The 26,863-nt window shown below is 66.9% G+C and carries 30 protein-coding genes and 1 pseudogene; 15 read left to right on the top strand and 16 right to left on the bottom strand.

Features of this window, described 5'->3' with window-relative positions; genetic code table 11:
- Positions 1-182: 182 nt before the first annotated feature.
- Positions 183-1,163: a pseudouridine synthase gene (locus tag VVS03_RS06175; protein ID WP_368520039.1), complete on the bottom strand. Its 981-nt coding sequence runs from the start codon at positions 1,161-1,163 to the stop codon at positions 183-185.
- Between VVS03_RS06175 and VVS03_RS06170 the strand changes: the two genes are divergently transcribed.
- The 4 genes from VVS03_RS06170 (at position 1,162) to VVS03_RS06155 (ending at position 3,398) form a co-directional block, all read left to right on the top strand.
- Positions 1,162-1,299, top strand: coding sequence for a hypothetical protein (locus VVS03_RS06170; RefSeq protein WP_368520038.1), 138 nt, complete (start codon positions 1,162-1,164; stop codon positions 1,297-1,299). The two genes, VVS03_RS06175 and VVS03_RS06170, sit on opposite strands and share 2 nt — an antisense overlap.
- A gap of 82 nt (positions 1,300-1,381) precedes the next feature.
- Positions 1,382-2,278 carry a universal stress protein gene (locus VVS03_RS06165; protein WP_368520037.1) on the top strand — a complete coding sequence of 299 codons (897 nt, stop codon included), beginning with the start codon at positions 1,382-1,384 and terminating at the stop codon, positions 2,276-2,278.
- A gap of 170 nt (positions 2,279-2,448) precedes the next feature.
- Complete coding sequence (locus tag VVS03_RS06160; protein WP_368520036.1) at positions 2,449-2,715, top strand: GlsB/YeaQ/YmgE family stress response membrane protein; 267 nt, start codon at positions 2,449-2,451, stop codon at positions 2,713-2,715.
- Positions 2,716-2,789: 74 nt separating this feature from the next.
- Positions 2,790-3,398, top strand: coding sequence for a TetR/AcrR family transcriptional regulator (locus VVS03_RS06155; RefSeq protein ID WP_368520035.1), 609 nt, complete (start codon positions 2,790-2,792; stop codon positions 3,396-3,398).
- A gap of 12 nt (positions 3,399-3,410) precedes the next feature.
- Here VVS03_RS06155 and yidC read toward each other — a convergent pair whose 3' ends face one another.
- Complete coding sequence (gene yidC / locus VVS03_RS06150) at positions 3,411-4,520, bottom strand: membrane protein insertase YidC (RefSeq protein WP_368520034.1); 1,110 nt, start codon at positions 4,518-4,520, stop codon at positions 3,411-3,413.
- A gap of 69 nt (positions 4,521-4,589) precedes the next feature.
- On the opposite strand from yidC, the gene VVS03_RS06145 reads away from it, so the two are divergent.
- Complete coding sequence (locus VVS03_RS06145) at positions 4,590-5,336, top strand: class E sortase (RefSeq protein WP_368520033.1); 747 nt, start codon at positions 4,590-4,592, stop codon at positions 5,334-5,336.
- 5 nt (positions 5,337-5,341) lie between these two features.
- Positions 5,342-5,494 carry a hypothetical protein gene (locus tag VVS03_RS06140; RefSeq protein ID WP_168166959.1) on the top strand — a complete coding sequence of 51 codons (153 nt, stop codon included), beginning with the start codon at positions 5,342-5,344 and terminating at the stop codon, positions 5,492-5,494.
- A gap of 14 nt (positions 5,495-5,508) precedes the next feature.
- On the opposite strand, the gene VVS03_RS06135 is transcribed toward VVS03_RS06140, so the two are convergent.
- A complete protein-coding gene (locus tag VVS03_RS06135) occupies positions 5,509-6,096 on the bottom strand; it encodes a DUF2020 domain-containing protein (RefSeq protein ID WP_368520031.1) in 588 nt (195 codons plus the stop codon).
- Between VVS03_RS06135 and VVS03_RS06130 the strand changes: the two genes are divergently transcribed.
- The gene (locus tag VVS03_RS06130) at positions 6,095-7,291 is read left to right on the top strand and encodes a sensor histidine kinase (RefSeq protein WP_368534152.1); all 1,197 of its coding nucleotides are present in this window, start codon (positions 6,095-6,097) and stop codon (positions 7,289-7,291) included. The genes VVS03_RS06135 and VVS03_RS06130 overlap by 2 nt on opposite strands.
- A gap of 43 nt (positions 7,292-7,334) precedes the next feature.
- The gene (locus VVS03_RS06125) at positions 7,335-7,973 is read left to right on the top strand and encodes a LuxR C-terminal-related transcriptional regulator (protein WP_368520029.1); all 639 of its coding nucleotides are present in this window, start codon (positions 7,335-7,337) and stop codon (positions 7,971-7,973) included.
- A gap of 106 nt (positions 7,974-8,079) precedes the next feature.
- On the opposite strand, the gene VVS03_RS06120 is transcribed toward VVS03_RS06125, so the two are convergent.
- The gene (locus VVS03_RS06120; protein ID WP_368520028.1) at positions 8,080-8,715 is read right to left on the bottom strand and encodes a DUF6474 family protein; all 636 of its coding nucleotides are present in this window, start codon (positions 8,713-8,715) and stop codon (positions 8,080-8,082) included.
- 105 nt (positions 8,716-8,820) lie between these two features.
- Between VVS03_RS06120 and VVS03_RS06115 the strand changes: the two genes are divergently transcribed.
- Positions 8,821-10,305, top strand: a complete 1,485-nt coding sequence (locus VVS03_RS06115) for a TM0106 family RecB-like putative nuclease (protein ID WP_368520027.1) — start codon at positions 8,821-8,823, stop codon at positions 10,303-10,305.
- Here VVS03_RS06115 and VVS03_RS06110 read toward each other — a convergent pair.
- Together VVS03_RS06110 and VVS03_RS06105 are read right to left on the bottom strand one after the other, a co-directional pair.
- A complete protein-coding gene (locus tag VVS03_RS06110) occupies positions 10,250-11,581 on the bottom strand; it encodes a copper oxidase (RefSeq protein WP_368534153.1) in 1,332 nt (443 codons plus the stop codon). The two genes, VVS03_RS06115 and VVS03_RS06110, sit on opposite strands and share 56 nt — an antisense overlap.
- 12 nt (positions 11,582-11,593) lie before the next feature.
- Positions 11,594-12,751, bottom strand: a complete 1,158-nt coding sequence (locus tag VVS03_RS06105) for an MFS transporter (protein WP_368520025.1) — start codon at positions 12,749-12,751, stop codon at positions 11,594-11,596.
- Positions 12,752-12,833: 82 nt separating this feature from the next.
- Here VVS03_RS06105 and VVS03_RS06100 point away from each other — a divergent pair.
- Positions 12,834-13,741: pseudogene (locus VVS03_RS06100) on the top strand (LysR family transcriptional regulator).
- A gap of 7 nt (positions 13,742-13,748) precedes the next feature.
- Here VVS03_RS06100 and VVS03_RS06095 read toward each other — a convergent pair.
- The 3 genes from VVS03_RS06095 to VVS03_RS06085 all read right to left on the bottom strand — a co-directional run bounded on the left by VVS03_RS06095 (position 13,749) and on the right by VVS03_RS06085 (position 15,317).
- Positions 13,749-13,940, bottom strand: a complete 192-nt coding sequence (locus VVS03_RS06095) for a helix-turn-helix transcriptional regulator (protein WP_368520024.1) — start codon at positions 13,938-13,940, stop codon at positions 13,749-13,751.
- A gap of 5 nt (positions 13,941-13,945) precedes the next feature.
- Positions 13,946-14,404 carry a hypothetical protein gene (locus VVS03_RS06090; RefSeq protein ID WP_368520023.1) on the bottom strand — a complete coding sequence of 153 codons (459 nt, stop codon included), beginning with the start codon at positions 14,402-14,404 and terminating at the stop codon, positions 13,946-13,948.
- 310 nt (positions 14,405-14,714) lie between these two features.
- Positions 14,715-15,317, bottom strand: coding sequence for a superoxide dismutase (locus tag VVS03_RS06085; RefSeq protein WP_368520022.1), 603 nt, complete (start codon positions 15,315-15,317; stop codon positions 14,715-14,717).
- Positions 15,318-15,468: 151 nt separating this feature from the next.
- Between VVS03_RS06085 and msrA the strand changes: the two genes are divergently transcribed.
- A complete protein-coding gene (msrA, locus tag VVS03_RS06080; protein WP_368520021.1) occupies positions 15,469-16,122 on the top strand; it encodes a peptide-methionine (S)-S-oxide reductase MsrA in 654 nt (217 codons plus the stop codon).
- Positions 16,123-16,136: 14 nt separating this feature from the next.
- On the opposite strand, the gene VVS03_RS06075 is transcribed toward msrA, so the two are convergent.
- Positions 16,137-17,936, bottom strand: a complete 1,800-nt coding sequence (locus VVS03_RS06075) for an alpha/beta-hydrolase family protein (protein ID WP_368520020.1) — start codon at positions 17,934-17,936, stop codon at positions 16,137-16,139.
- Between the two features lie 110 nt (positions 17,937-18,046).
- On the opposite strand from VVS03_RS06075, the gene VVS03_RS06070 reads away from it, so the two are divergent.
- Both VVS03_RS06070 and VVS03_RS06065 read left to right on the top strand, forming a co-directional pair.
- A complete protein-coding gene (locus VVS03_RS06070; protein ID WP_368520019.1) occupies positions 18,047-18,751 on the top strand; it encodes a glycerophosphodiester phosphodiesterase family protein in 705 nt (234 codons plus the stop codon).
- A gap of 21 nt (positions 18,752-18,772) precedes the next feature.
- Positions 18,773-19,690, top strand: a complete 918-nt coding sequence (locus VVS03_RS06065) for a DUF5926 family protein (protein WP_368520018.1) — start codon at positions 18,773-18,775, stop codon at positions 19,688-19,690.
- On the opposite strand, the gene VVS03_RS06060 is transcribed toward VVS03_RS06065, so the two are convergent.
- The 3 genes from VVS03_RS06060 to VVS03_RS06050 are packed head-to-tail and all read right to left on the bottom strand — an operon-like array spanning position 19,687 to position 22,952.
- Positions 19,687-21,000: an LCP family protein gene (locus VVS03_RS06060; protein ID WP_368520017.1), complete on the bottom strand. Its 1,314-nt coding sequence runs from the start codon at positions 20,998-21,000 to the stop codon at positions 19,687-19,689. The genes VVS03_RS06065 and VVS03_RS06060 overlap by 4 nt on opposite strands.
- A 33-nt stretch (positions 21,001-21,033) precedes the next feature.
- The gene (locus tag VVS03_RS06055; RefSeq protein ID WP_368520016.1) at positions 21,034-21,804 is read right to left on the bottom strand and encodes a CPBP family intramembrane glutamic endopeptidase; all 771 of its coding nucleotides are present in this window, start codon (positions 21,802-21,804) and stop codon (positions 21,034-21,036) included.
- Positions 21,801-22,952 carry an amidase gene (locus VVS03_RS06050; protein ID WP_368520015.1) on the bottom strand — a complete coding sequence of 384 codons (1,152 nt, stop codon included), beginning with the start codon at positions 22,950-22,952 and terminating at the stop codon, positions 21,801-21,803. The genes VVS03_RS06055 and VVS03_RS06050 overlap by 4 nt, the downstream gene beginning before the upstream one ends.
- Positions 22,953-22,985: 33 nt before the next feature.
- Here VVS03_RS06050 and pheA point away from each other — a divergent pair, with 33 nt between their 5' ends.
- Both pheA and VVS03_RS06040 read left to right on the top strand, forming a co-directional pair.
- Positions 22,986-23,891, top strand: a complete 906-nt coding sequence (gene pheA / locus VVS03_RS06045) for a prephenate dehydratase (RefSeq protein ID WP_368520014.1) — start codon at positions 22,986-22,988, stop codon at positions 23,889-23,891.
- A 19-nt stretch (positions 23,892-23,910) separates the two neighbouring features.
- Positions 23,911-24,588, top strand: coding sequence for a histidine phosphatase family protein (locus VVS03_RS06040; protein WP_368520013.1), 678 nt, complete (start codon positions 23,911-23,913; stop codon positions 24,586-24,588).
- Here VVS03_RS06040 and VVS03_RS06035 read toward each other — a convergent pair.
- The 3 genes from VVS03_RS06035 to VVS03_RS06025 are packed head-to-tail and all read right to left on the bottom strand — an operon-like array spanning position 24,585 to position 26,776.
- A complete protein-coding gene (locus VVS03_RS06035; RefSeq protein WP_368520012.1) occupies positions 24,585-24,932 on the bottom strand; it encodes a metallopeptidase family protein in 348 nt (115 codons plus the stop codon). The two genes, VVS03_RS06040 and VVS03_RS06035, sit on opposite strands and share 4 nt — an antisense overlap.
- Before the next feature lie 11 nt (positions 24,933-24,943).
- A complete protein-coding gene (locus VVS03_RS06030) occupies positions 24,944-25,999 on the bottom strand; it encodes a septum formation family protein (RefSeq protein ID WP_368534154.1) in 1,056 nt (351 codons plus the stop codon).
- Between the two features lie 24 nt (positions 26,000-26,023).
- Positions 26,024-26,776 carry a GntR family transcriptional regulator gene (locus tag VVS03_RS06025; RefSeq protein WP_368520010.1) on the bottom strand — a complete coding sequence of 251 codons (753 nt, stop codon included), beginning with the start codon at positions 26,774-26,776 and terminating at the stop codon, positions 26,024-26,026.
- Positions 26,777-26,863 lie beyond the last annotated feature (87 nt).

Genomic DNA, 26,863 nt, shown 5'->3' with positions numbered 1-26,863 from the left:
AACACAATTCAATAACCAATGAGGGAGGGTTCCCGGCCACCGGCCGGAAACCCTCCCTTTTTCGATCCTCCGCCACTATAGAGCCCCGCCTGGGAACGCGTAGGGGCGTTATCCGCTGTGGTCCATCGTCCACGGAGGTTGTCCAGCTACAGCGGCCTCTGCGCCAGGACGGTGCCTGTGCTTTAGTACATGCGCTGGTCGATAGGGGTGGCCTCGAAGCTGCGCTCGGTGCCATCAAGCGGGTCGGTGAAGCTAAGCTTTGTGGCGGCCAGGTGCATGGGGACTCGGAAGTCCTCGGCGTCCTCCGGGAGGATGTCGGGGTAGATGGGATCGCCCAGGATGGGCGCGTCGGCGGCCCAAAGGTGTAGCCTCAACTGGTGCGTTTTGCCGGTGGTGGGGGCTAGCGTATATTGCGCCAACGGTGGCTGGGGCCCATGGATGGCTTCGAGGACGGTCTTGTCGGTGATGGGCTCGACTTCGACAACATTGGTCTCGGCGTTTGGTGCGCCTTCCTCGATTCGGCCCTGGATTTCGCCCGGGGTCTTTTCCATCCGGCTGCGCCAGACGGTTCCGGGTTTGATGCCAACGTCGGGGGCGATGGCTTGGTAGACCTTGTGGACCTTTCGCTCGGCGAACATGGTTTGGTAGGCCCCGCGGATTTCCCGGCGCTTGGTGAATAGCAGGATTCCGGAGGTGAGCCGGTCCAGGCGGTGGGCGGGGGCCAGTTCATCAATGCCGGTTGTCCGGCGTAGCTGGACGGTCGCGGTCTGCACGATGTGGCGGGCGCGGGGCATCGTCGCCATAAACGGTGGTTTGTTGGCCACTAGTAGGTTGTCGTCCTCGTAGACGACAGGGATGTCGTAGGGTACCGGGGCTTCTTCGGCCGGCATGCGGTAGAAGTAGATGTCCTGGCCGGCGCGGAGGATGGAGTGCGGACTGAGGACCGTCCCATCGCGGAGCACTACGGCCTGGTCGTCGAAGCGGCGCTGGAGAGCGGCGGCATCGTCTTCCGGGTGGCGGTGGCGCTGGCTGGTGATGACGTGTGCGAGGAAGTCCCATGCCGTGATGCCGCCTTCCGGTACCCGCACGCGGGCGGGGTTTAGTCCATTTTGTATCCCTAACGGGCTGTATCCCTTCCGATGATGGGCTATCCTTTGTGACATGGACTTTGATGCACTCCTCGCGCCGGCTCTGGAATTTTCCTCCAATGGTATCGGAGCCGTTCTCCGCGACGTACTGGTGGGCTTGTACACCTTGCTGTTCCCGGCCAATTCCGAAGCTGCTCATATCATCGACTAGTTCGGGGTTAGCCGCGCACGTAAGTTGTTATAACCGGCTATAATTGGTGGTGTAAGGCCCACCGGAGAAAGGACTAAGGATAATGACTAAAGAAGACATTGTTGTCGTTGCAGTAGATGGTTCCGAGGCTTCTCACAACGCCGTTCGGTGGGCGGCTAACACCGCCACCAAGCGTGGCATCCCGCTGCGTATTGCTTCCAGCTACACCATGCCGCAGTTCCTCTACGCGGAGGGCATGGTTCCGCCGAAGGAGCTCTACGACGACTTGCAGAACGAGACCCTCGAGAAGATCGAGGAAGCCCGCGCCATCGCGCACGAGTCCTTCCCCGACCTGAAGATCGGCCACACCGTGGCTGAGGGCTCCCCCATCGACATGCTGCTGGAGATGTCCCACGACGTCACCATGATCGTCATGGGCTCCCGCGGCATGGGCGGCCTGTCCGGCATGGTGATGGGCTCCGTCTCCGCCTCCGTGGTCTCCCACGCGGCCTGCCCGGTGGTCGTCGTCCGCGACGACAACGCCGTCAACGAGGTCAACAAGTACGGCCCGGTCGTCGTCGGTGTGGATGGCTCCGAGGTCTCCCAGAAGGCCACCGAGTACGCCTTCCAGGAAGCCAACGCCCGCTCCTCCGAGCTGGTCGCCGTCCACACCTGGATGGACATGCAGGTCCAGGCCTCCCTGGCCGGCCTGTCCGCCGCCCAGGCTGAGTGGGCAGACGTCGAGAAGGAGCAGGGCGAGCTGCTGGCTGAGCGCCTGTCCTCCTTCCAGGAGAAGTACCCGGACGTGCCGGTCAAGAAGGTCATCGCCCGCGACCGCCCGGTCCGCGCCCTGTCGGATAACTCCGAGGGTGCCCAGCTGCTGGTCGTCGGCTCTCACGGCCGCGGCGGCTTCAAGGGCATGCTGCTCGGCTCGACCTCCCGCGCGCTGCTGCAGTCCGCACCGTGCCCGATGATGGTCGTGCGCCCCGACTCCGAGTAGCCTGAGCGTTCAGCCTAGGCGAAAGCTATTAAGCCATAGTTGCCCGAAATTATGACAGGGCATCTGTGGCTTTTTGCTGTTTTAACGGGCACAATGGGAAGTAGGCGGGCAACTATCTGGGTCCGCCAACGGTAAATTACGAAGTCAAGCGTTCTTTTGGAAGGAATATTATGGGACTGGGACTGGGCTTTTTCATGTCCATCATCGTCGGTATCATCGCCGGCTGGCTGGCAGAAAAGATTATGAAGAAGGATCACGGGCTGGTCACTAACCTGATCGTCGGTGTCATCGGTGGTCTGATTGGTGGCGGCATCCTGTCGCTCATCAACCAGGGCAACCCGAGCAACATCTTCCTGCAGATTATTACGGCCACCGCCGGTGCCTGCATCCTGCTGTGGATCGTCGGCATGATCCGCGGGGGCAGCAAGAAGGAATAATCTAAATTCGCATACAAACCGGTTCGTCTATATTGTGTAGATGAACCGGTTTTTTGTTTGTGGAAAGGATAGCCGTGGCAGAAAAGAAATCGCGTCGGAACCGTCCGAGCCCGCGCAATCGACTTCTCGACTCCGCCACCCGCCTGTTTACTACGGAAGGTATTCGGGTCATCGGAATCGACCGCATCCTCCGGGAGGCGGACGTTGCCAAGGCATCCCTGTACTCCCTTTTCGGTTCCAAGGACGCGCTCGTTATCGCTTACTTGGAAAACCTCGACGAGCAGTACCGCGCCGAGTGGAACGAGCGAACCGCCAACGCGAAGGATCCGCAGGAGAAGATCCTGGCCTTCTACGACATGGCCATCGAGCAGGAGCCGGCCAAGGAATTCCGCGGTTCCCACTTCCTCAACGCCGCCGGCGAATACCCGCGCCCGGAGACGGAGTCCGAGCACGGCATCGTCGCGGCCTGTCTGGAGCACCGCCGCTGGATGCATTCCACCATGACCGCCCTGCTCAATGAGAAGAACGGCTACCCCTCGGACGCGCAGGCCAGCCAGCTGCTTATCTTCCTTGACGGCGGGCTCGCCGGGGCCCGCCTCGAGCGCGACGTCACCCCGCTCAAGACCGCCCGCAGCCTGGCTCAGGAGATGCTCTCGGCCCCGCCGGCGGACTACTCCATCTAAGGCTTGGTTTCGCTAGGCCCCTTCCCGGGGGCCTTTTTCTATATCTTCCTCGGGGGCAGGGGAGGTCTCGGCGGCGTCGGCCTCCACCGGTTCCGCATTGCCGGCTGCCGATGCCCCCTGTTGCCCCTCGGCTTCCTCCCGCGCGGCGCGGCGCTCGGCCATGAGCTCGCGGCTGGCCTGCTGCTGCATCTTTCGCCGGGCCTGCTTCTTTTCCTTTTCTTCCTTCTTCTCCGCGCGGTTCGGCTTGTTCTTCCGGTTGGCCCGGAAGTCCTTCCAGCTCTGGCGGCGCAGCTCGTGGACGTCGGTTCCCAGCGGCATCCGGCGCCGCAGGAAAACCTCGAAGACCAGCGTCTGGCACAGGGTGAACAGGTTCGTGCAGGCCCAGTACAAGATGATGGCCACCGGGATGGGGGCGGTCATGGCCAGGTGCCAGAGCATAAACGGCACGAACGGGATGATGATCACGACGAAGTAGAACATGCGCCGCGGCACCTTCTGGTCGAACTGCGTGGTCAAGAACGCGCGGTAGCCGGTGATCATCATGTTCACCGTGGTAAAGATGAGCGCGGCGATGAGCCACGGCATGATGACGTGGCGGACTTCTTCGCCGGTGATGCCGAGCTCCGCGGCCCAATCGTGCGGCATCGAGACGAAGGCCGGCAGCGGGATGCCCATAAACGTCGTCTCGCGGAAGGCCTCGACCTCCTCGGCGCTGAGCAGGCCCACGGTGTCGCCCGTCGACGGGCGCGCCATGCGCAGCACCACCTGGTAGAGGCCCAGGAAGAAGGGCATCATGATGAGCGGCGGGATACAGCCGATGAGCGGCCGGTAGTTGAACTTCTTGTTCAGTTCCTCGGTCTCGACCTGGAGGGCCTTGAACTCCTCGATGGTCGTGGCTTCCTCGGTGCGGCGCTCGATGTCGCGCTTGGCCGGGCGCATGAGCGCGCCGGTGCGCCCCATCTTCACCGAGGACCAGGACAGCGGCGCGATCAGCCCGCGGATGGTGAGGACGAGCAGCACGATGGAGACCAACCACGCGGTCTGGTCATCCAGGAAACTGTGGGTGATGAAGTGCCACAGCTTCATGATTCCGGACACGGGGTACATGAAGATAGTCAGCATGCGCGCAGGCCTTTCCGCAGTCTCTGGTGAATGAGGCAGATCTAGCCTACAGGCGCTACACTATTGCGCATGAATCACACGCGCCCCAGCTGGCAGCAGGTTATGGGAGAACTCTTTATGACCGTCGGGGTGCTGCTGCTGTTGTTCGCCTTCTATGAGGCCTATTGGACCAACCTGAAGTCCGCCGAGCTCCAGGACGAGGCCAACCAGCACCTGGAGCAGCGCTGGAACGAACGCACCAACCCGCGCGGCAAGCTCCACCCGGAGCTGGGCGAGGCCTTTGCGAGGATGTATATCCCCAGCTTCGGTTCCGACTACCACTTCGCCATCCTGGAAGGCACCGACGAGGACGACCTGCTCAAGGGCCCGGGGCGTTACGTTGATAGCCAGATGCCGGGCGAGAACGGCAACTTCGCCGTCGCCGGCCACCGCGTGGGCAAGGGCGCGCCCTTCAACGACCTGGGCAAGCTGGAAACCTGCGACGCCATCGTCATCGAAACCGGGGGCGAGTGGGTGACCTACCGGGTCTTGCCCATCGACGGGCAGCAGGCAGACTGCTTCACGCCGGAACAACAAGAAAAGATCTACGGCGGTGAGTACGCCGGGGCGCCCGGCCGCCACATCACGCTGCCCGGGGATATCGGCGTTATCGCGCCCATCCCCGGGGTCGCGACCGAGGGCGGGCCGGAGCCCACCGAGGCTCTGCTGACGCTGACCACCTGCCACCCGCAGTTCTCGAACGCGGAGCGGATGATCGTCCACGCGATGAAAGTAGACTCGAGCCCAACGCGCCCGGCCGCGATGGAGGAGGAATAGAAACCATGTACCGAGCACTCTGGAACCTCTTGCCGGGGCCTACCCCCGTGAAGGTGCTGCTGGCTATCGCCATCGCCGTGGGCGTGTTCTTCCTCCTCATGGAGGTCGTCTTCCCGGCCATCTCCCCGTTGATGCCGTACAACGACGTCTCTGTTTAGGCCCGCCTCGCCGCCTAGAGACCGAGGTTGGTGATCGCTTCCCGGGCGATGGACTCGGCCTTGACGGTCTGCAGCTGGTTAGTCCAGACCACTACCGCGCGGTTGTCCTTTTGCACCGCGAAGACCGCCTGGTCGCCCAGGACCCCGCGGCCGCCGGACCAGCCGTCGAACTCGGCGAGCTCCGTGGCATCGACGGGCGCGGCCCAGTCCACGACGTCCATGGCGGCGTCGCGGTCGGGCATCTCGCGGACGATGACGGTCGCCTGGGGGTCCTCCGGGTAGGACCAGAAGATGCAGGCGGGCGTTGAAAACCGGGGGTCGATGGCCTGATCAGTCAGGCGCTGGCCGTTGGTTTCGGCCAGCCACTGGCCGTCCAGGTAGGGGCATTCGCCGGGCTCGGTCGCCTCGGCCGTGGCGTCCACCGGCAGGCCGTCGCCGGGTTGCTCGGCCGCTGGGTTTTCCGGGGCGGTGTCGCTGCTGTTGGCCGGCTGCTCGGCGGCGGGCTGGGCCGGGTCGTCGCTCTCCGGCGCGTCGCTGGACGCGCTGCAGGCCGCGAGGCCCAGCGCCACGATGAGCACGGCGGGAAGTAGGCTTTTGGGCATGAGTACCAGTCTAGAGCACCCGTCCGCGGAGAATCTGAGCGATGCGGATGTCCTGCGCAACGGCATCCACATCCTCACCGCCACCTTGCTGGTGATCGCCATCTTCGCCTCCGTGCGGATGCCGCTGGGCGAGGCCGCCGCGAACCTCGTGCTGCTGTCTGCCTTCGCCGCCGTCTACTTCGCCGGCTCCATCTACATGCACCTCTGGCCGTTTACGGTCAAGCTTTTGTGGCTGGCCGCGCTGACCGCCCTGTGGGTGCTGGATCTGACCATCGCCCCGGCCGGCATCTACCTGGTCTTTAGCCTGTTCTTCCTCTACCTGCGCGTGCTGTCGATGTTCTGGGGCGTCATCATGGTGATAGTCGCCGGGGTGATCTCCGTGGTCGTGCAGATCCCCGATGGCCTGACCTTCGGCGGCATCATGGGCCCCGGGGTCTCCGCGGTGGTCACCATCGCCATCTACTACGCCTTCGACACGCTCCACCGCATCAACCTGGAGCGCGAGGAGCTCATCGCCGAGCTCGTGGAGACGCGCGCGCAACTGGCCCAGACCGAGCGCGAGGCCGGCATCAGCGCGGAGCGCCAGCGCATCGCCCACGAAATCCACGACACGCTGGCCCAGGGGCTGTCCTCCATCCAGATGCTGCTGCACGCCGCGCGGCGCGACATCGCCAGCGAGGACCCGGTCCGCGCCAGCCAGCGCATGGACCTGGCGCGCTCGACCGCAGCCGAGAACCTCAAGGAGGCCCGCGCCATGATCGCCGCGCTGCAGCCGGCCGGCCTGTCGGAGACCTCCCTGGCGGGCGCGCTCAAGCGCATGGCGGAGGGCTACGCCGCCACTGGCGAGCTGGAGATGGAGGTCGAGACCGACGGCGAGACCCGCCAGCTGCCGATGAAGGTCGAGGCCGCGCTGCTGCGCATTGCCCAGGGTGCGGCGGGCAACGTCGTCAAGCACGCGCACGCGAGTAGGGCGCGGGTGACCGTGACCTACGAGGACGACGAGGTCCGCCTCGATGTGGTGGACAACGGGCGCGGCTTCGACCCGGAGGAAGTCCGTGACCGGCCAGCCGGGCTGGGGCACATCGGGCTCAGCGCCCTGCAGCGCCGCGCGGAGGAACTCGGCGGGACGATCTCGGTGGAATCCACGCCTGGGTGCGGCACGGCTGTATCTGTTAGCGTTCCCTTGGTAGATTAAACTTTCGGAGGATACGTGTTTCCACAAAAAGGAGAGGCTCCACGTGATTAGGGTTCTGCTAGCTGACGACCACGAAATCGTCCGACTAGGGCTGCGCGCCGTGCTCGAGGAGGCCGACGACATCGAGGTGGTCGGGGAGGTGGCCACGGCCGAAGCGGCTATCTCGGCGGCCCAGGCCGGCGGCATCGACGTGCTGCTGATGGACCTGCGCTTCGGTGCGGGCGTGGAAGGCACCCGCGTGATGGGCGGGGCCGAGGCCACCGCCGCCATCCGCTCCCGCATGGAGCACCCGCCGAAGGTACTGGTCGTGACCAATTACGACACGGACGCGGACATCCTAGGCGCCATCGAGGCCGGCGCGCTCGGCTACCTGCTCAAGGACGCCCCGCCGGCGGAGCTGCTCGCCGCGGTGCGCTCGGCCGCGGACGGGGACTCGGCCCTGTCGCCCATGGTCGCCGACCGCCTGATGACGCGCGTGCGCACCCCGCGCACCTCGCTGACCCCGCGCGAGCTGGAGGTGCTCAAGCTGGTGGCCGCCGGCGCCTCGAACCGCCAGATCGGCCAGGACCTCATGCTCTCGGAGGCCACCGTGAAGTCCCACCTCGTGCACATCTACGACAAGCTGGGCGTGCGCTCGCGCACCTCGGCCGTAGCCGCCGCCCGCGAGCAGGGCGTGCTCTAGACGCCCACCCGCGCCGCCCACCCGGGCGCGCAGGCAAAGCTCAACCCCGGTCCTGCAGGTAGATGCTGGAGCCGGGGTTTTGCTGTGGGCTTAGTTAAGCCGCGTTTTAGGCGGTGGTGAGGCGCTGCTGGATGTCGTAGGTGACGCCGTCGATGTCGGTGTTGATCGACGAGTGCGCGCGACGGCGCTGATCGGCGGTCATGAACTCTGCGTTGTCTGTGGCCGCGTCGAGCTCGTCGAGGCGGTCGCGCACGTCGCGCTTGAAGCCGGCCGGCAGGTCGGTGCCCTCCAGCGAGTTGCGGATGCCCTGGGTGCGGGCCTTCAGGGAGGCGCCGTGGCCGGCAAAGGAGGCGAGCTGGTCGCGGGAGACGCCGGCCTTTTTTGCCTGGCGCTTCTCGTTGTTTTCGCGCAGGGCCACCAGGCCGCGGTAGGCCAGCGGTAGCAGCAGCGGAACGGCCACGCGGGCGGCGCCGGCGTAGCGCTTGACGTTGTCGGAGTTAAAACGGCCGGCCTTGAGCTTCTCCAGCTCCTGCTTGGCCATCTTTTCCTCGTGCTTGCGGCGCTTCTTCAGGCCCTTTTCTTCCGACTTCAGCAAGTTCTTTTCCTGCTTGGCCAGCAGCTTATGCTGACGGCGCTCCGCCTTGGAGGCCTCCTTGACCTCGGCCCGGGCGCGGGCCTTAGCGGCCTTGGCTTCTGCCTTGGCTTGGGCGCGGAGCTTACGAACTTTCTTGAGCAGGCTCATGACTGTGTCCTCACTGTGGTTGAAGGTCGTTGTCTTGGGAACTATTTGTTTGCAGTGTAGTGCTGCATTCAACATTACCTGTCCCAGTCTATTAAGCTCGGGCGGGTGAGCGATTGGTTGACGGCGTCGGATCTGGTGGGGTGCCAGTACCGGCGGGTTCAGGCCCGGCGCTTCCCCGAAATTCCCGCCCCTGCCTCCGCCGCCGCGCGGGCCGACAGGCTGCGCGCCGCCCGCCAAGCCGTCGCTGAACAGCTGCCCCAGCAGGGCAAAAAGGTCCGCCGCAAGGACCTAGGGCCCCTGCCGGCTGACGATGCCTCCCAGCGCGCCGCCGCCACCCAGCGCGCCCTAGGTGGCGCGCACACCCACATCACCGGCGGGGTACTCATCGCCGAGGGGGTAGCCGTCAACGTCGACCTTCTGTTGCGCACCGCGGACGGGATCGTCCCGGTGCTGGTCTCCAACCACCGCGTGGCGCGGAAGAAGCCCGGCAAGACGCTGCCGGGCGTGCCCACCCATCGGCTGGGGCTGAGCGATCCCCTGCCGCTGCCCTACCAGGCGCGCCACCACGTGGCCGACGGCTACCGGCTGGCGCTTGCGGAGCGGACCCTTGGCGAGCAGTACGCGGGCCGGGCCGGGATCATTGGGCAGGACCGCCAGCTGACCTTCTTCACCGAAACGCAGCGCTACCAGGCCGCGCTGGATACCGCCCTGGCCCGCCCGCTGCCTCAGGCGCCGCGCCGGGTCAAAGAATGCGCCAGCTGCCGGTTCTGGCCCGTCTGCGAGCCGGAGTTGGCAGCCGTCGACGACATCAGCCTGTTCTTGCCCGGCGATAAGGCCGACCCGTACCGCGAGCAGGGCATTGACAGCGTCCAGGCGCTTATCGATGCCGATCTCTACCCGGCCTCCCAGCTCGCCGCCGCGTGGCGGGAGGGGATAACGCTGCTGGCCCGCGACGTGCCGACCGTCCCGCGCGCCGACGTGGAGGTCGACGTGGACATGGAGGCCTACCTGGACCAAGGCGCCTACCTCTGGGGTGCGTGGTATGCCGGCGAATACCACCCCTTCGTGACCTGGGAGCCGCTAGGCGGGAGGGCCGAGGCCCACAACTTCTCTGCGTTCTGGGACTGGCTGATGGGCATCCGGGCTCGCGCCCACGCGGCGGGCCAGACCTTCGCGGCCTACTGCTACTCCGCGCACGGCGAGAACCACTGGATGCGCATGTCCGCCAAGCGCTTCGGTCAGCCCGCGTTGGCCGAGGTGGAAAGCTTCCTATCCTCGCCCGAGTGGGTCGACTTGTTCGCCCACGTCAAGGCCCATTTCCTTGGGCCGTCCGGGCTAGGGCTCAAGGCCGTGGCCCCGCACGCGGGCTTTCACTGGCGGCAGGGCGATTTCGCCGGCGAGGAATCCGTGACCGCGCGCCGGGCGGCGCTGCGCGGGGATACCGCCGTGCGCGAGGCACTGCTGACGTACAACGCGGACGACACGCGCGCCACCCGCGCGGTCCGCGACTGGATGAGCGCGGGCGCGCCGGGCGTTAGATACCTCCAAAAACCGCCAACAGCAGCGCCAGGGTCACCAGACCAGCAGTGATCTGCCCCCACTGGGACTCGGTCCCCGGCTCCGGGCCCTCGGCCTGCTTCATCAGCACGGCCTTCTGCGCCTTGACCGCGCGGATCATGAAGATGGGGAAGGCGGCCAGCGGGATGATGCACAGCACCGAGGAGAAGACCGCGAGCCAGGACTTTTGCGTAATCAGCCAGATAATGAGCCCGCCGTTAATCAGCGTGGAGCGGAACAGACCGCCGCGGTTCATCTCCTTCAGGCCCGCGCGCACGGCTGCGGGGCCGCCGCCCATCGTCGTGGGCATGATGTAGCTGAGCACACCGATGAGCAGCTGGCCGGCGAAGCCGATGAGCAGTGGCAGCGTCGGCAGCGGCTCCGGGTCGCCGCTGATGAAAACCTTGACGGCCAGGTAGACGATGGTCAGCGCCAGCCAGGTCACCGCCGCCAGCACGGAGACCGCCGGGTAGCTGACCCGGTCGCGCGGCTCGGCCAGCACGGCGCCGACGTTGCGCAGCCACTGCTGGAGGCTGGCCAGCCAGCCGGCGGCGTAGACCACCAGGCCCGCGCCGGTTAGCCACGCGAGGCTGCTGAGCGCGCCCGCGATGGTCACGGCGGTGCCCACCGCGAGGAGGATGAGCGTCGGGTTCATCCGCGTGGTGATGCCCTTGGTCCGCCACATGGTGGGGAAGAGCACCGTCAGGCTGGCCGCGGCGGCCAAGCCGACGAAACCGCCGATATTGGCCACCACGTGGGCGGTCAGCAACCGCCCGTACCAGGGCTCGGACAGGCCCATGGACAAGATGGCGCCGAAGAACGCGCCGACGGGCAGGCACAGCGCCGAGCCGACGTAGCCCAGGATGATGGGGCGGAAGCGCTTGGCGCTGTCGATCCCGCGCCACTGCTGGGTCAGGCTAGCGCCGTGCCAGAGCAGCATGGCGCCGACGATGAGTGCGCCCAGCTGCGTGAGGATGAAGTGCAGATCCCAGATGTCGTCGAGGGCCTGGCCGATGATGGCCAGAACCACGCCCACGTTGAGGATGTAGATCCGCCGCAGCTGGTTCGGGCGGGCCGAGTCGGGCAGGCGGGCTTGGACGAATTTCTCGGTCAGGTACTGCGACCAGACGACGATGTTGTTGGTCACCATGCCCAGGGTGAACAGGTGGATGAGCACCCAACGGTAATTAGGGATGAGGGTGTGCACCGCCCCGGCCAGGATGAAGACCATCATCCACAGCGTGATTGGCTTGCTGGCGCGGCGGTGCCAGCTCTTCCCCGACCACTTCTTGTTGGGTATTTTCTCCATAATTTCCCTAGTTTATCCCACCGCGCGCCGCTTCAGCGTTGCGGCGATGGCGATAAGGATCACGGAAACCAGCACGTAGAAGGCCACGAAGATGGACCAGTTGAACGCCCCGAACAGCGTTCCCGCGAAAGCGCCCAGCACCGAGGAGCCGAAGTAATAGCAAAAGACGTACATGCTGGAGGCCTCCGCCCGGTCGTGTTTAGCCACGGCGCCGACCCAGCCGCTGGCCGTGGAGTGGGCGGCGAAAAAGCCCACGGTCAGCAGCAGCATGCCGGCAATCGTTGCCACCAGGGGGCCCAGGGTGAGCGCGATGCCCACGCCGAAGAGCACGCACGCGCCCAGCAGGGTGGTCCCCCGGCCGTGCTCGGCGGCCAGCTTGCCGGCTTGGGCAGACGACCAGGTGCCGAAGAGATAAAGCAGGAAGACGAAGCTGACCAGCGCCTGCGGCAGCCCGAAGGTCTCGATGAGTCGGAAAGAGATGAAGTTGTAGATGGAGACGAAAGAGCCCATCGCCAGCAGGGCGACCAAGAACAGCAGGCCGAGTTCCTTGGTCCGCCAGTGCTCGAGCATGGCGGCGAACTCGCGCCGGGGGTTAAGAGCTTTGGCCGTGAAGTTGCGCTGCTTCGGCAGCAGGAACGCCGCCGCGACGGCGAAGAGGAAGGAGACCAGCGCGGAACCGGCCAGCGCCCAGCGCCACGAGGTCAGCTCCAGCAGGCCAGAGGGGATAAGGCGCCCCATCAGGCCGCCGATGGAGGTGCCGGCGATATACAGGCCCATCGCCCGCGGCAGCGCGCGGGCGTTAAGCTCTTCCGAGAGCCAGACCATCGCCACCGCGGGCGCGCCCGCCATGAGGGCGCCCTGGACGGCGCGCAGCCCGATGAGTAGCGCGGGGCTGGACGCCCACGGCACCGCGAAGCCAACCAGCGTGGCCGCCAGGCAGGAGACCAAAAGGATCCGCCCGCGGCCGAAGCGCTCGGAGAGGATGGAGGCGGGTACCACGCAGACCGCCAGCGCGCCCGTCGCCGCGGAGACCGTCAGCGCGGCCGCCGTGGAGCTCAAGCCCACCTCGCTGACCAGCTCCGGCAGGATGGCCTGGGTGGAATACAGGCAGGAAAAGACCGCCAACCCGACGCAGAGCATGGCGACGGTGGCGCGGGTATTTCGGGGCATGGCTCTCGGCATATTCTCAGCATGCCCGCGCGGGGTCTATGTGTAAAATGTGGAAAATAGCAAGAGTTGATACACTTCCTGCATGAATGTGGATGACCTGCGCGGTTTCATTGCCACCGCGGAGACCGGCGCCGTCGGGGCGGCCGCCGACAGCCTCGGCATCAGCCAACCCACCCTCAGCCGGCGCATCCAACGCGTGGAAAAGGCCGCCGGCGCGAGCCTCTTCGACCGTGTTGGCCACCGCGTGGTGCTCAACAGTCGCGGCGCGGGTTTTCTGCCCACGCGCGCACAGCCGTGGCGGAGCTTTCCCGCGGGACCGCGGAGGTCGCCCGCCTGATGGACCCCGACCGGGGCACGGTGCGCCTGGATTTCATGCACTCGCTGGGCACCTGGATGGTCCCCGACCTCTTGCGCACTTACCGCGCCCGCTACCCGCACGTCGAGTTCCAACTCCACCAAGGCGCAGCCCAAGAGCTGGTCGACCGCGTCCTGGCCGGCGAGGCCGACCTCGCGCTCGTGGGCCCGCGCCCGCTCGATGCCGCCCCGCACGCGCTGAGCTGGGCGCTGCTGGAACGCCAGCGCCTTGGCATTGCCGTGCCCGCCGAGCACTGGGTGGGCAACGCCGATACCGTCACGATGGCGCAGTTCGACGGCGAGCCCTTCATCGGCATGCTGCCGGGCTACGGGACCCGTATGTTCCTGGACGACCTCGTCGCCGCGGCCGACATCACCCCGCGCTTCGTCTTCGAGTCGATGGAGCTGACCACCGTCGCGGGGCTCGTCGAAGCCGGCCTGGGCAGCGCCCTTTTGCCGCTGGAAGACCCGTACCTGCAGGCCCGCAACGTCATCCCGCTAGACCCGCCAGCCTACCGCGAGCTCGGCCTGGTCTGGCGCCCCGGCGACGACGCCCCGGCCGTCGCCCAGTTCCGCGACTTCGCCTGCCAGGCTGAGGGGCGCCCGGCTGCCAGGCCGGGTGTTAGCGGAGGCTAACAGGGGGCTAATCCGGGATGAAAAGGTCCTCGATCGTGCAGTCGAAGAAGGCTGCCAGCTGGAACGCTAACGGCAGCGACGGATCGTAGCGACCTTTTTCCAGGCTGATGACCGTCTGGCGGGATACGCCTAAGGTGTCGGCCAGTTTTTGTTGGGACAGGTTGTGTGTAGCGCGGTACTCGCGTAGCCGGTTGTTCATAGCGCTTAGGACTCGCGCCGCTTGTGGAGCAGGTACGAACCCCAGAAAACGACCGCTAGGAACGTGCCTAGACCGATGGTTAACCAGTGGGCGGAGACCTGGAAGTCCCAGAATACCGAGACCACTCCGAGCGCGCCTACTGCCCACAGGCAGACGTGGAAAGTGCTTTGGGCTGCCTGGTCGTACCAGCGAGACTCGATTGATTTCTCCGGCTGGGCCGGCGCCCCCGCGATGGTTGAGCGGTCTACCAACACAGCCCACCATGCGACGAACCCCACCGGGAACAGGCACGCGGCGTATATCATGACGGTCAACCCGGCGGATACTCCCGTGTGGCCCGTCAGTGTGGTCAGAACCGCGCCAACTATGACCGCGGTCATCGCACCTGCCGCAGCGGAGGTCAACATCAGCTTGCGCTGGCTGCCGCCGGAACGCATCCGGCCGAGGCGTGTTTTCGTTTCCATGGTTTACCCCTTTCCTGGCCTGAGTGACATCGCCGGCTTGCTTCGGCTTTTGGCCTTACTCTGGCCGCGTTTTAGTCAAGTGTGCTTTACGTATACGAGTATATGTTAAGCGTGCTTTACCGTCAAGGGGGCTTTGCTATGTCAATCCATCGGCCTTTGCGCCTGAAGGCGAACGGTGTCCTGGGGATACGCGCAGACCTGGTGGTAGAAGCCGATTTTCCGCGCATCCTACAGGATCGAAAAAGGGCCGACCCCCGCGCGGGGGCCGGCCCTTTAGCTGGAAACGCTGGAAGGCGCTGAGTTGCTTTTCTTACTTCTCAGCGGCAGCCAGGCGCTCGGCAACGTCGTCCCAGTTGACGACGTTCCAGAAGGCCTTGACGTAGTCAGCCTTCACGTTCTTGTACTGCAGGTAGTATGCGTGCTCCCACATATCCAGCATCAGCAGCGGGGTGAAGTTAACGGAAACGTTGCCCTGCTGGTCGGTCAGCTGCTCGATGATGAGCTTGCCGGCGATGTGGTCGTAACCCAGCACGGCCCAGCCGGAGCCCTGCAGGCTGGTAGCAGCGCCAGCGAAGTGAGCCTGGAACTTCTCGAAGGAGCCGAAGTCGCGGTCGATGGCCTCAGCCAGCTCGCCGGTCGGCTGGCCGCCACCGTTCGGGGACAGGTTCTTCCAGAAGATGGAGTGGTTGGTGTGGCCACCCAGGTTGAACGCCAGGTTCTTGGACAGGGCGCGGATGCGGTCAGCGTTAGCCTCGCCGTTGCGCTCGGCCTCGAGAGCCTCGAGTGCAGCGTTAGCACCCTGCACGTAGGTGTTGTGGTGCTTGTCGTGGTGCAGCTGCATAATCTCCGCGGAGATGTGCGGCTCTAGGGCGTCGTAGTCGTACGGCAGGTCGGGAAGTTCGTAAACAGCCATGATTATTATCCTTTCGTTGGGTACGGGCCCCATAATAGGCTGGTTTGTAGATTTCGCAACGAAATTCTTGCAAAAATCTATAAACCCGCAGTACAACTTCAAAATTGTTCGTTGAGATTGTCCCGAAATTAATCCGGAAAGGAACTAAACCATGTCGTGGTTGTTTGGACCGGCGCCGAAGATTGTCGACGCACAAGAAACCCTGCCGGGTCGCGCAGAGCCGGTGCTTCCCGAGCCACAAACGCATGCCGTCCTCGGTACGCCGATTACCGGCCCGTGGAAGGAGGGGCAGCGCTCCCTCCTGCTGGGCATCGGCTGCTTCTGGGGCGTAGAAAAGATGTACTGGGAAACTGGCGGGGTGGAGTCCACCTCGGTCGGTTACGCCGGCGGTAATACCCCGAACCCGACCTACTACGAGGTCTGCCGCGGCCTGACCAACCACGCCGAGGTCGTCGAGGTCACCTACGACCCGCAGCAGATCAGCCTGGAAGAGCTGGTGGTCAAGGCCTTGGAGGCCCACGACCCGACCCAGGGCTACCGCCAGGGCAACGACGTCGGCACCCAGTACCGCTCGGCGTTCTACCCGCGCACGCAGGAGGACAAAGAGGTCATCGAGAAGCTGGTCGAGCGTTACGCGGACAAGCTGGCCGACCACGGCTTCGGCGAGACCACCACCGAGGTAAAGCTGCTCGGCGATACCCCGTCCGGCGAGTACTACCTAGCCGAGGACGAGCACCAGCAGTACCTGGCCAAGAACCCGCACGGCTACTGCCCGCACCACAGCACCGGCGTCAAGTGCGGATAGGGCGGTAGGAGCGCCTAGGCGTCGCGGCGGATGAACTCCTCCATCCGGCGCGCCCGGCTAGGGGTCAGCGCCACGCGGGACTGCGAGCCGAGAACGCTGTCCCAGTACCAGAACATCTCGGAGAAGTAGTTGTGCCCGTGCCCGCCGGGCACGTTGAGGGAGTTGACTTGGTCGAGCCCGATCTGCCAGAAGGTGATAAACGGAGCCCAGAACATCTCCTTGAAGGTGTCGGCGTACGCCGTGTCGGGCTGTGGCTCGTGAATCCAGCCCGGCCGCCGGAAGGCCAGCGCCTTGTCCCACCACACGATGGCATCGGAGGCGTGCTGGGCAATCAGCACGCGCGGGCGCTGCCAGGTCTGCGGGTAGCTGTGGCCGAAAGCGTCGTGCCGGGTGTGCGGGGTGGCTGCGGCGAAGCGGATGTGCTTGCCACCATCGATGACCGGCACGCGCTCCAGGGAGCCGGGATCGCGCTGGAGCTCGGAAGTAAAACGGCTCATGCGGGGCGGGCCGGAAAACACGGCGCCTTCGCAGGCAGCGAGCAGGTCGTCCACGGACTCGTAGTTGTCCAGGATGGCGTAGGCCCCCAGGGACTCGCCGGCGAAGTAGAGCCGCGGGCGGTCGCCCTCCGGCAAGTCTTCCAGGCGGTGCTTGACCGCCGTGATGAGCTCCCAAGCGGCCCGCACGGGCCCGTCCGGATCCACCACGTAGGAAAACACGCTGGCCAGAACGTCGTACTGGAGCGTGACCGTGGCGCAGTTGCCGCGGGTGAGGAACTCGTAGGAGCAGGTGGACCAGTTGTTGAGCCAGCCGGAGCCGGCGGGCATCTGGATGACAATCGTGTTGCGCCAGAACGCGCCGGTGCGCTCCATCTCCGCGATGACTTGGCGGGCGGCGTTGCGGATGGAGCGGCCCGGCACCAGCCCGGCATAGATGCGGATCGGCTCGTGGGCGCGCTCGCAGTCCATCGCTGCCTTGATGTCGTCCGCGCGCGGCCCGCTGGATAGGAAGGAGCGCCCCTGCAACCCGACGGCTGTCCACGGCTCGTAGGACCACGGCGAGCCGGAGCGCTCCGGCTCCCAGGGCATGGTGGACCCCGGGAAAACCGTCCGGTTGAGCTCTTGGGCGCGGGCGGTCACGTTGCGGATCCAGGTCCTAAACAGCACGCGGTTGGACAAGACGAAGACCACCGCCGCCAGGCCGGCCGCGCCCAGTGGCCAGGCCACCAGCGCCGGCAGCCAGCGCCGCAGCCCCTTCGACAGCTGGTCGACGGAGGCCTGCACCGCCTCGCCCAGCAGCAGCAGGCTGCCATATCCCAGGGTGCCCACGACGGTACCGGCCAGGGCCTGGGCCGGGCCGCGGTCGTTGTCCTTGTCCACCAGCTGCGCCTGCTTGCGCTGGTTGCGCACCGACAGCGCGGTCATGCCCGCCGTCACTGCCGCCAGCCCCAGCGCGATCCGGTGCCGGTACTGGTAGGTCAGCCGGTCCTGCGGGCGCTTGCCGATAGAACGCAGGAATTCCTTCGCCACATAGGCCGCGGTCGCGCCCGCCCAGTGGCCGGCCGCCTGCCCGATGGCCACGTTCGCGGCGGTCACCCACCACGGCCGCGGCAGCAGCGAGGGCGAGATGGCCGCCCACGTGGCCAGCTCCGCGCCCAGGATCCCGCCGGCCATGTTCTGTGGCAGCCGGCGCCGCCCGGTCATGCGCACCCCCGGCGTGAGATCGCTTAAGACCTCGAGCGAGAAGATGCCCGCGCGCAGCGCACCGCTAGCGAAGCGGTAGCCCGTGCGCCGGAGGAAGCGTTTCATGCCTGCCATCATTGCAGAACCTCGGCCCCTCTGCAGGACAGCCGGAACGGGGTTAGAGTGTGAAAGGTCGGCTCCAGAGACCTAACCGGGCGGCAGAAGAAAAGAGGTGGCTTGCGCGCGTGGATATCGTGGCTCACCGCGGATATTCCGGCAAATACCCGGAAAACTCCGAGGCATCTTTCGCGGCGGCGCTGCGGTTGGACATCTGGGGCATCGAATGCGACGTCCGCCTGACCCAGGACGGCTACGTGGTGGTCATCCACGACGCCAAGCTGGACCGGACCGCGGACCGCACCGGCGTGATTTCCCGCATGAAGTGGGCGGAGGTCGCCCGCGCGGACATCGGCGGCGGGCAGCGGCCGCTGCTCCTCGACGAGCTGCTCGAACTCGTCCGCGCCACCGACCGGCACCTCTACATCGAGACCAAGCACCCCGGCACCCCGGGCGACGTGCTGGAAGAGCAGGTCGTGCTGCGCCTACGGTATGCGGGCATGCTGAATGATCCGCGCATCCACGTCATTTCTTTCTCGCGCCGGGCCATCCGCCGCATGCGGCAGCTGGCGCCGCAGGTGGACCGCATCTACCTGCGCCGCGACTGGGAGCGCCACGTCAACCGGCGGGACATGCTGCTGCCGGACGCGACGGGCCTGGGCATGTCGCTCATGCGCGCCAAGATACAGCCCTCGGCCATCGGCGCGCACGGGCTGCCGACCTACCTGTGGACCGTGGACCGGCAGGCCGACATCAAGTGGGCGTGGGCCAACGGCGTCGACGTGCTGGCCACGAACCAGCCGGAAGTCGCCCTCCACGCCATTAAGTATTAAACGCCAGGTATCTTAGGGGGCATGGCTAAAAAGAAGAAGAAAAAGGAAGATCTGCCGGAGGGCATGTCCCGCCGGCAGGCCAAGCTCGCCGCCCGCGCGGCCGAGCGCGCTGCCCTAGAAAAGGACCCGCGCCCCTTCGGCGGACTGCAAGCGGAATCCACCTTGGTGGCCATGCAGGAGTTCGTCCCCTCGGCGTACGCGAAGCTGCCGGTCAAGGGCATCGACCGCGACGTGTACCTGGCCACGGTGCTGCCGGGTGCATCGGCGGCGCTCATCCGGGACGACGAGTACGGCGGGGCCGCCTTCGTGGCCCTGCAGGTCCAGTCGCACACCCACAACCCGGGTCGCGACCTGGCCTTCGCCCTGAACTGGGTGAAAAACCACGGCGCGGGCGAGACCCTCGAGTCCACGGCCGCGGACGGTTCGGAGCCGCAGCTCAGCGAGCTTATCGATGCCTCCGTAGACCTCGACGTCGAGGTCTTCCAGGACTTTTCCTGGTGGGTGCCCGAGGGCGCTCCCAGCAACCCGGCCGTCCAGCAGTCCCTGCAGGCCGCCAACCAGTCCGTGGTGGAGACCCACCCGGTCGGCGCCGATATCAGCGGCACCGCCTTCTGGGCCGCCGGCGGCGACAAGTCTTATATCCGCTGGGTCCGCCCCACCGACGACGAGTCCCCTTTCCTCAACGCGATTGCCCGCGTGGCCGCCCGCGAGGAGATGAACCTCGGCGAGGGCACCAAGTTCGCCGGTGTCTTCCGCACCCACGGCGTCATCGCCCCAGTCTTCGACCTGCCGGCCGATGCCGACCCGGCCTCCTTCGAGTCCGAACTCCAGCGCGTCGACGCCGCCCTGGAATCCGAAATCGCTAACGATGCGCAGCTGAGCGCCGACGAGCGCAAGCAGCTGCAGAACCTGAAGTCCCGCCAGGTCACCCTACGCTAACGCAGCGAATCGAAGAGCTGCTGAGCCTGCGCGTCGTCCCACAGGACCACGTTGCCGACCTCGGTGTCCATGAAACCGCCGATGGGGATGGTCTGGGTCTCCACGCCGGTACCCATGGCCAGCGCCACGCGGGCCAGGTGCCAGACGTGCTCGTGCTCGCCCACGATGAAGGACGAGGCCGCGTGGTTGACCAGCGAGACCGTCCTAAACGGGTTAATCAGCGTGGCCGGCGAGGTGATCTTGTCCAGCAGCGCGGCGAAGAATTCGCGCTGGCGGGCCACGCGGTCCAAGTCGCCCATGGCGGTGGCGCGGGTGCGCACGTAACCCAGGGCGGTCGGGCCGTCAAGCTTCTGGCAGCCGGGCTGGACGTCCAGGTTGGCCAGCGGGTCGTTGATGGGCTCGGCCACGCAGATGTCGACGCCGCCGACGGAGTCGACCACGTTGGCCAGCCCGCCCATGCCGATCTCGGCGTAGTGGTCGATGTGCAGGCCCGTGGCGCCCTCGACGGTTTCGGTCAGCAGCTGCGGGCCGCCGTAAGTGAAGGCGGCGTTGACCTTGTCCTGGCCGAAGCCCGGCACGGAGACATAAGAGTCGCGCGGGATGGAGATCAGCTGCGCCTTCCCGCTGGACGGGATGTGCAGCAGCATGATGGTGTCCGTGCGCCCCACCCCGACGTCGCCGCCGGTGCCCAGCTCCGCCTGCTGTTCCTCGGTGAGGCCTTGGCGCGAATCCGAGCCGACCAGCAGCCAGTTGGTGCCGGCGGTCTTGGCCACCTGCTGTTCGGGCATGGCTTCCACGCGGGTCAGCCGCGTATCGGCCCAGAGCATCAGCACCAGGCTGGCGACCACCACGATGGCCAGCACCCAGCCGGCGCAGCCCAGGCAGCCCTTGACCGGGCTGGTGCGCTTGCGGCGCCGGTGCGGACGATGCCCCTCCGGCGGCGCCGGCACCCGGTAGCGGCGCGGGGCCTCCGGCTGCGGCGGGTAGTCCTGGCGGTGTTCTTGGCGGTACTGCTGCTGGTAGTGCGGCTGCGCGTAGGCCGGCAGCGGTTTCTGGCGCGGCGGCTGCTGCTGTGCCTGCTGCTGGGGCTGCGCCGGGGGAACCTGCCGCGGCGGCGTCTGCCGCGGTGGCGTTTGCCGGGGAGGCGTTTGCCGCGGCGGGGCGGCATGTGACGCGGCCTGCGAGCCTGTGGGCCGCTTGCGGATGGGCCGGCCGTAGCGGTCTTTCAGGATGCGACCGTCCGCCCCGCGCACGAAGTCATCGCCGGCGCGGCGGGATTCCCGGTCATGGTCGCGTCCTGAATAATTCATGCGCTATAGCCTACAAGGCGCCCGCGCCCAGACCTAGCCCAACAAACCGAAAAGCGACGGATCCCTGAGTAGGGAATAACCGATAAACGCCACGGCATCGATGAGAAAATGCGCGATGATAAGGGGCGCGACCTTGCCGGTGCGGTGGTAATAATAGCCAAAGACCACGCCCATGAGCAGGTTCCCGAAACCGGCGGAAATCCCCTGGTAGAGGTGGTAGGAACCGCGCAGAATAGAAGTCGCGGCCAGCACGGCGGGCAGCTTCCAGCCCAGCTGTTTCAGCCGGGTCATCAGCCAGGCCACCACGACGGTTTCCTCGCCGAAGGCGTTCGCCGCCGACCACAGCAGCAGCACCGGCGCCTCGACCAGCGGGTGGGAAAACTCCGCGGGCACAACCACCTTGGACAGCCCGAGGTGCACGGCGCCGACGTAGAGGGCCAGGCCCGGCAGGCCAATCAGCGCGGCCAGCCCCGCCCCGCGCAGGCTGTCCCCGCCTACGCTCAGCGATGCCCGCCGCACCGGCGCCGGCCCCACCCGCAGCAGGTAGAGCGCCAGGGCGCCATAGGCAAAGAGCACGCCGGCCGAGCACAGCTGCAGGCCGACGTCCAGCCACGCGATGGCGGACTGGGAGGAATTCAGCGTCACCGACTGCTCGGAAAGGGGCGCCGGATCCAGTAGCGAATCCACCAGGCGCAGCAGCGAGCGCACGCCGGATACGCCAAAAGACAGCGACAGGACGATGATGACCTCGGCCACCAGCGTGCGCCGGGCCGTGACCGCCGGGGTCGGGGATTCCGGCGTCATGGGTGGAGGAGGTGGGCTAGGGCGAGGAGTTCGGCATCGGCAAGCGTGATGCCGCCCAGCTGCACGCCGACGGGCGGGTGGTTGGGGACCTGCCAGGGCAGGCTAATCGCCGGCAGGTGCGCGACGTTAAACAGCGAACCCCACGGCGACCAGCGGGTCTGCTCCGCGAAATTCTCCGCGTGCGGCAGGCGGTTAAACGCGCCGATGCGCGGCGGATCGAAGGCCAGCATGGGCGTGAGCAGGGCATCGACGGCCCAGTAGCCGGACAACAGCTGCGGCAGCTGGGCGGCGTGCTGGTGGGCGCGGTCGACCTCCGCGTCGCTGAAGCCGCGCCCCAGCTGTCGGACCCACTCGGCGTAGCCCTCCTGCGGGCCCAGCCCCGCCATCCGGGAGGAGAAGATGCGGGTGAAGGCGGCGAAGGTCTCCTCCGAATGCGGGTAGGGCGAGACCTCGATGACCTCAAAGCCGGCGGCCTTGAGCGCCGCGGCGGCCTCGGCGACGGCGCGCAGGATGTGGTCGGCCACCCGCACGCCGGCGAACAGCGGCTGGGTCAGCACGCCGATACGCCACCGGCCGGGCGTTTTCAACGGCAGGTCGTGCAGTAGGGCGGTATCGGCGACCGAGCGGGTGATAAACCCGGGCACGCCCAGCTCCCTGCCGGATTGCTTGAAGCCGACGACCCCGCACGCGGCGGCCGGCACGCGGATAGACCCGCCGCCATCGCTGGCCTGGGCCGCGCGCACCAGCCCGCGGGCGACCTGGATGGCCGCCCCGCCGGAAGACCCGCCCGGGGTGCAGCCGGGGTAGCGGGGGTTGTCCGGGTGCGGCAGATCCACCGGCTCCGTGTCCACGCGCAGGCCCAGCTCGGGGGCGGCGGACTTGCCCACGATGTCGGCGCCGGCCGCCTCCAGCTCCGCGATGAAGGGATCGGTCTCGGTGGCCAAGTAGGCGCGCTTAGCCGAGCCCAGCGTGGTGGGCATCCCGGCCACGTCGTTGAGGTCCTTCGCGCTTAACACCCAGCCGCTCAACCGACCGGGCCGCGGCGGGCCCGGGTGGGCCAGCCGCTCGTGGTCGATATAGGTAAAGCCGTGCTCGCGGGGGTCGAGCCCGGCCAAATCCGCGGCCAATTGCGCGTGGGAGAATTCCATAGGTCTACAGCCTAACCGGCTAGGCTAGAGCGCATGACGATGAAGGTTGCATTCCTAGGACCGGCGGGTACCTTTACCGAGGCCGCGCTGGGCGAGCTCACGGCCGGCAGCGACGTTGAGCCCGTCGCCGTCGATTCCCCCCACGCCGCCTGCGCCTTAGTGCGCGCCGGCGGGGCCGAGCGCGCCTGCGTGGCCATCGAGAATTCCGTGGACGGCGCGGTGACCGCGACCTTCGACGCCGTCGTCGAGGGCTCCCCGCTGCAGATCTACCGCGAGGTCGATATCCCGGTGGTCTTTTCCGTCGTGACGCGGCCCGGGGTGGAGCTGGCCGCGTGCCGCACGTTTAGCACCCACCCGGTGGCCTATCAGCAGGTGCGCGGCTGGCTGCGCGAGAACCTGCCGGAGGTGGACTTCCACCCCGCGAGCTCGAACGCCGCGGCGGCGCAGGCCGTGGCCGCCGGCGACGTCGACTGCGCGGCCGTGCCCGCCCGGGCCGCCGAGCTCTTCGGCCTGCACACCCACGCCGCCGGGGTCGCGGACGTGGCCGGGGCCGCCACCCGCTTCGTACTGGTCGGCCCGCCGGGGCGGCCCACGCCGCGCACCGGGCACGACCGGACCAGCGTCATTTTCACCCTGCCCAACCAGCCCGGCACCCTGGTCGGCGCCCTGCAGGAGTTCGCGCACCGCGGGGTGGACATGACGCGCATCGAGTCGCGGCCGACCCGCCGGAAGATGGGCACCTACCGCTTCTACGTGGACCTGTACGGCCACATCGACGACCGCCCCGTCGCCGAGGCCCTGCGCGCGCTGTGGCTGCGCTGCGAGGAGATCATCTTCCTCGGATCCTGGCCCGCCGGGCAGGCCGATGCCCCCGCGCCCACGATGCCGGATCTCGCCGCCGCCGATGCCTGGGTCCGCGCCCTGCAATCCGGCGCATAAGACCCTAAAGTAGGCAGGTATGAGCGGTAGAATCATCCTGCTTCGGCACGGCCAGACCTTATCTAATATCAACCGGCGCCTCGACACCCGCCCGCCGGGCGCGGAGCTGTCCGAACGGGGCCGCTACCAGGCCCAGGACGCCGGCCGGGCGCTGGCGGGCATCGTCGGCGCGGAGCGCCTGGGCCCGGTGTATTGCTCCGTGGCTCTGCGCGCCCAGCAGACCGCGCAGCTGGCCATGCGCGCCTTCGAGGTGGAGGCCGGCCTGCCCGAGTTCTCCGTCGCCGTGGACGTGGTGCCCGGGCTGCACGAGATTTTCGTCGGCGACTTCGAGATGGACAACAGCGAGGACGCCCACCGCAGCTTCCAGGTCGCCCTGCGCGGCTGGATCGACGGCGATCCCGCGGCCTGCCTGCCCAGCGGCGAGACCTACCCCGACGTCGACGGCCGCTACCGCCCGGTCCTCGAACACCTGGCCGCCCAGCTGGCCGATGCCGAATCCGCCGGCGCCGAAAAAGACGCCATCGTCGTCTCCCACGGCGCGGCCATCCGCGTGATGACCCGGCACGCCGCCGGCATCGATGCCGACTTCGCCTTCACCGGCTACCTGCCGAACTGCCGCTACACCGTCCTCGAGCCGCGCGGCGAGGACTTCGGCCACTGGACCGCCACCCAGTGGGCGGACACCGACCTGGGCTAGCCCCAGCCGAGGCGGTGGAGGTCTTCTTCCTCGATGCCGAAATAGTGGCCCAGCTCGTGGAAAACGGTGACCTCCACCTCGTGGGCTAGCTCTTCCTCGCTGTTGCAGTAGTCCTGGAGCGCGCCGCGGTAGATGAAGATGGCGTCCGGCAGGAAGCCGGTGTGGTCATGGGTGCGCTCGGTCAGGGCCACGCCCTCGTAGAGGCCCAGCGTGTAGGGGTCGTCCTCGTGGTAATCGCGCACGAGGATGGCCAGGTTGCGCATGCGACGCGCGAATTCCTCGGGGATTTTATCCAGCGCGTCGTCGACTAGTTCGTCGAAGCGCTCCTCGCTGACGGCGTACATCTTTGCTGATCTTACTGAGCCGGCGCCGGTGCGGGAGCCGGGGTAGAGGCGCCGGCGTCCTCGCGGCGCGGGTTGCGCTTGGGCTGTTCCTTGGGCGGCTGGCCATCGATGAGCATGGCGTCGCGGCCGTCGCGGGCGGAACCGGTGATCTCCGAGAAGCCGGCCTGGTCATTGGGGTGCATCAGCGCGCAGTTGACCGAGGAGGTCCCGCCGTTCCAGGAGGCCTCCGAGATGGAACCCCAGTACGGCTGCAGCGTGGACTGGTAGAGGGCCTCCTCGCTGCCCAGGTACTCGATGGCGGCGTCGGTACAGGTCTTTTCGAGGAAGCTGTTCTGGTCCTCGTCGGCGGGGTAGGAGTCCGGGAACTGGGCGGACAGGTCCACGATCCGGGTGGTCTCCAGCTGGTGCGGATCCGCGCAGTCGACGGTGTGCAGCACCTGGTTGTCGTCGATGTAGCGGCACTCGCCCGGCTTAGCGATGTTGGCCTGATCCACCTCGGCGACCTTGCCCTTGGTCTCCAGCGGGGTGCCCCGCTCGTCGGTGGTCTGCAGGCCGCAGAGCATGGTGCGGTCGCCCTCGTCCCACGCGGCCTTCGGCGGCAGGATGGGGGCGATGGAAAAGCGCCCGGACGGGTCGTACTGGCCTTCCAGGTACTGGAGCACGGCGCCGTGGCAGAGCTCCTCGCGCAGCTTGGCCTGGCGCTCGATGTCAGGCCGCGGGGCCGACTCGCCGAACTCGCTGGTCGGGTAGATGCTCAGGTCCTCGCGGGAGGCGACCTCGAAGCGGTGCTCCTCGCCGCAATCGGTCTGCTCGAAGTTGGTGACCTCGCCGGAGCCGCTGAAGTCCCACGTCACGCAGGAGCCCTTGTCGACGGTGGTAAAGGTCGGGGCGGGGCCCTCGGTTTCGGAGCCGGCCTCGCCGCCGGTCCCGCCGCCACCGGCCTGGGTCGCAGAGTCCTGGGAATTGCTTACGACCTCGTAGGAGCCCACGAAAACCGCCGCGATGAGCGCAGCACACAGCGCAATCTGGATGGCGGCGGCGGAACGCCAAGTCTTCACAGTGCTCATAAGGATTGCCAGTTTACCTTCCCATTAAGGTTCGAGCGCACGAACCACGCGGGTGGTCAGCCGATAGCGGTCGGTGCGGTAGACCGAGGAACACCACTCGACGGGCTTTTCCCGCGAGCGCGACTGCCGGATGATGTGCAGCAGCGGGGTGCCGGGATCGACTTCGAGGAGGTCGGCGACCTCGGCATCGGCGGCAATGGCGGTGACGGTCTGGTCGGCCTCGGTGATAGGGACGTCGAAGTCGGTGTCGAGGATGTTGTAGACGGAGTTGTAGACGTCGTTTTCTAGCAGGTTTGGCACGTAGGCCGAGTTGTACCAGCCGTCGTCGATGGAATAGGGCTCGCCGTCGCCCAGCCGCAGGCGGCGCAGGTGGGTGTGCGGCACGTTTGGTTCGGTGCCGAAGAATTTGGCCACCTCCTCGGGGGCGGCGGTGCGCCCGGACAAAAGGATCTTCGACGAGGCCGTCACGTCCTGGGCGCCCATCTCGTCGGAAAAAGACGCCAGGTGCAGCCGGGAGACCAGCGGGTTGGGGGCGACGAAGGTGCCCTTGCCGCGGACGCGGCGCAGCCGGCCGGCGGCTACTAGGTCGCCGATGGCCCGCCGCACGGTGATGCGGGAGACCCCGTAGGTCTCTTCGAGCAGGCGCTCGCCGGGGAGTAAATCCCCCGGTTTTAGCGTGGTCCGGCAGACCTCGTCCAGGATGTCGCGCAGCTGCGCGTGCTTGGGGATGGGCCCGTCCACGATGTCCCGCGGTGGCAGGTGCGGATGGCTGGTCATATTTCCCATCGTAAGGCCCTGGTTATTACCACCGCAAGCAAATGGGATTTTGGTGTCGAGTTGGGGATACAAACCATAGGGTCGTGG

Source organism: Corynebacterium sp. LK2537, from assembly GCF_040946485.1.
Lineage (GTDB): Bacteria > Actinomycetota > Actinomycetes > Mycobacteriales > Mycobacteriaceae > Corynebacterium.
Note: the sequence above shows the minus strand (reverse complement) of the source record. Positions and strands in the feature narration are given on the sequence as shown.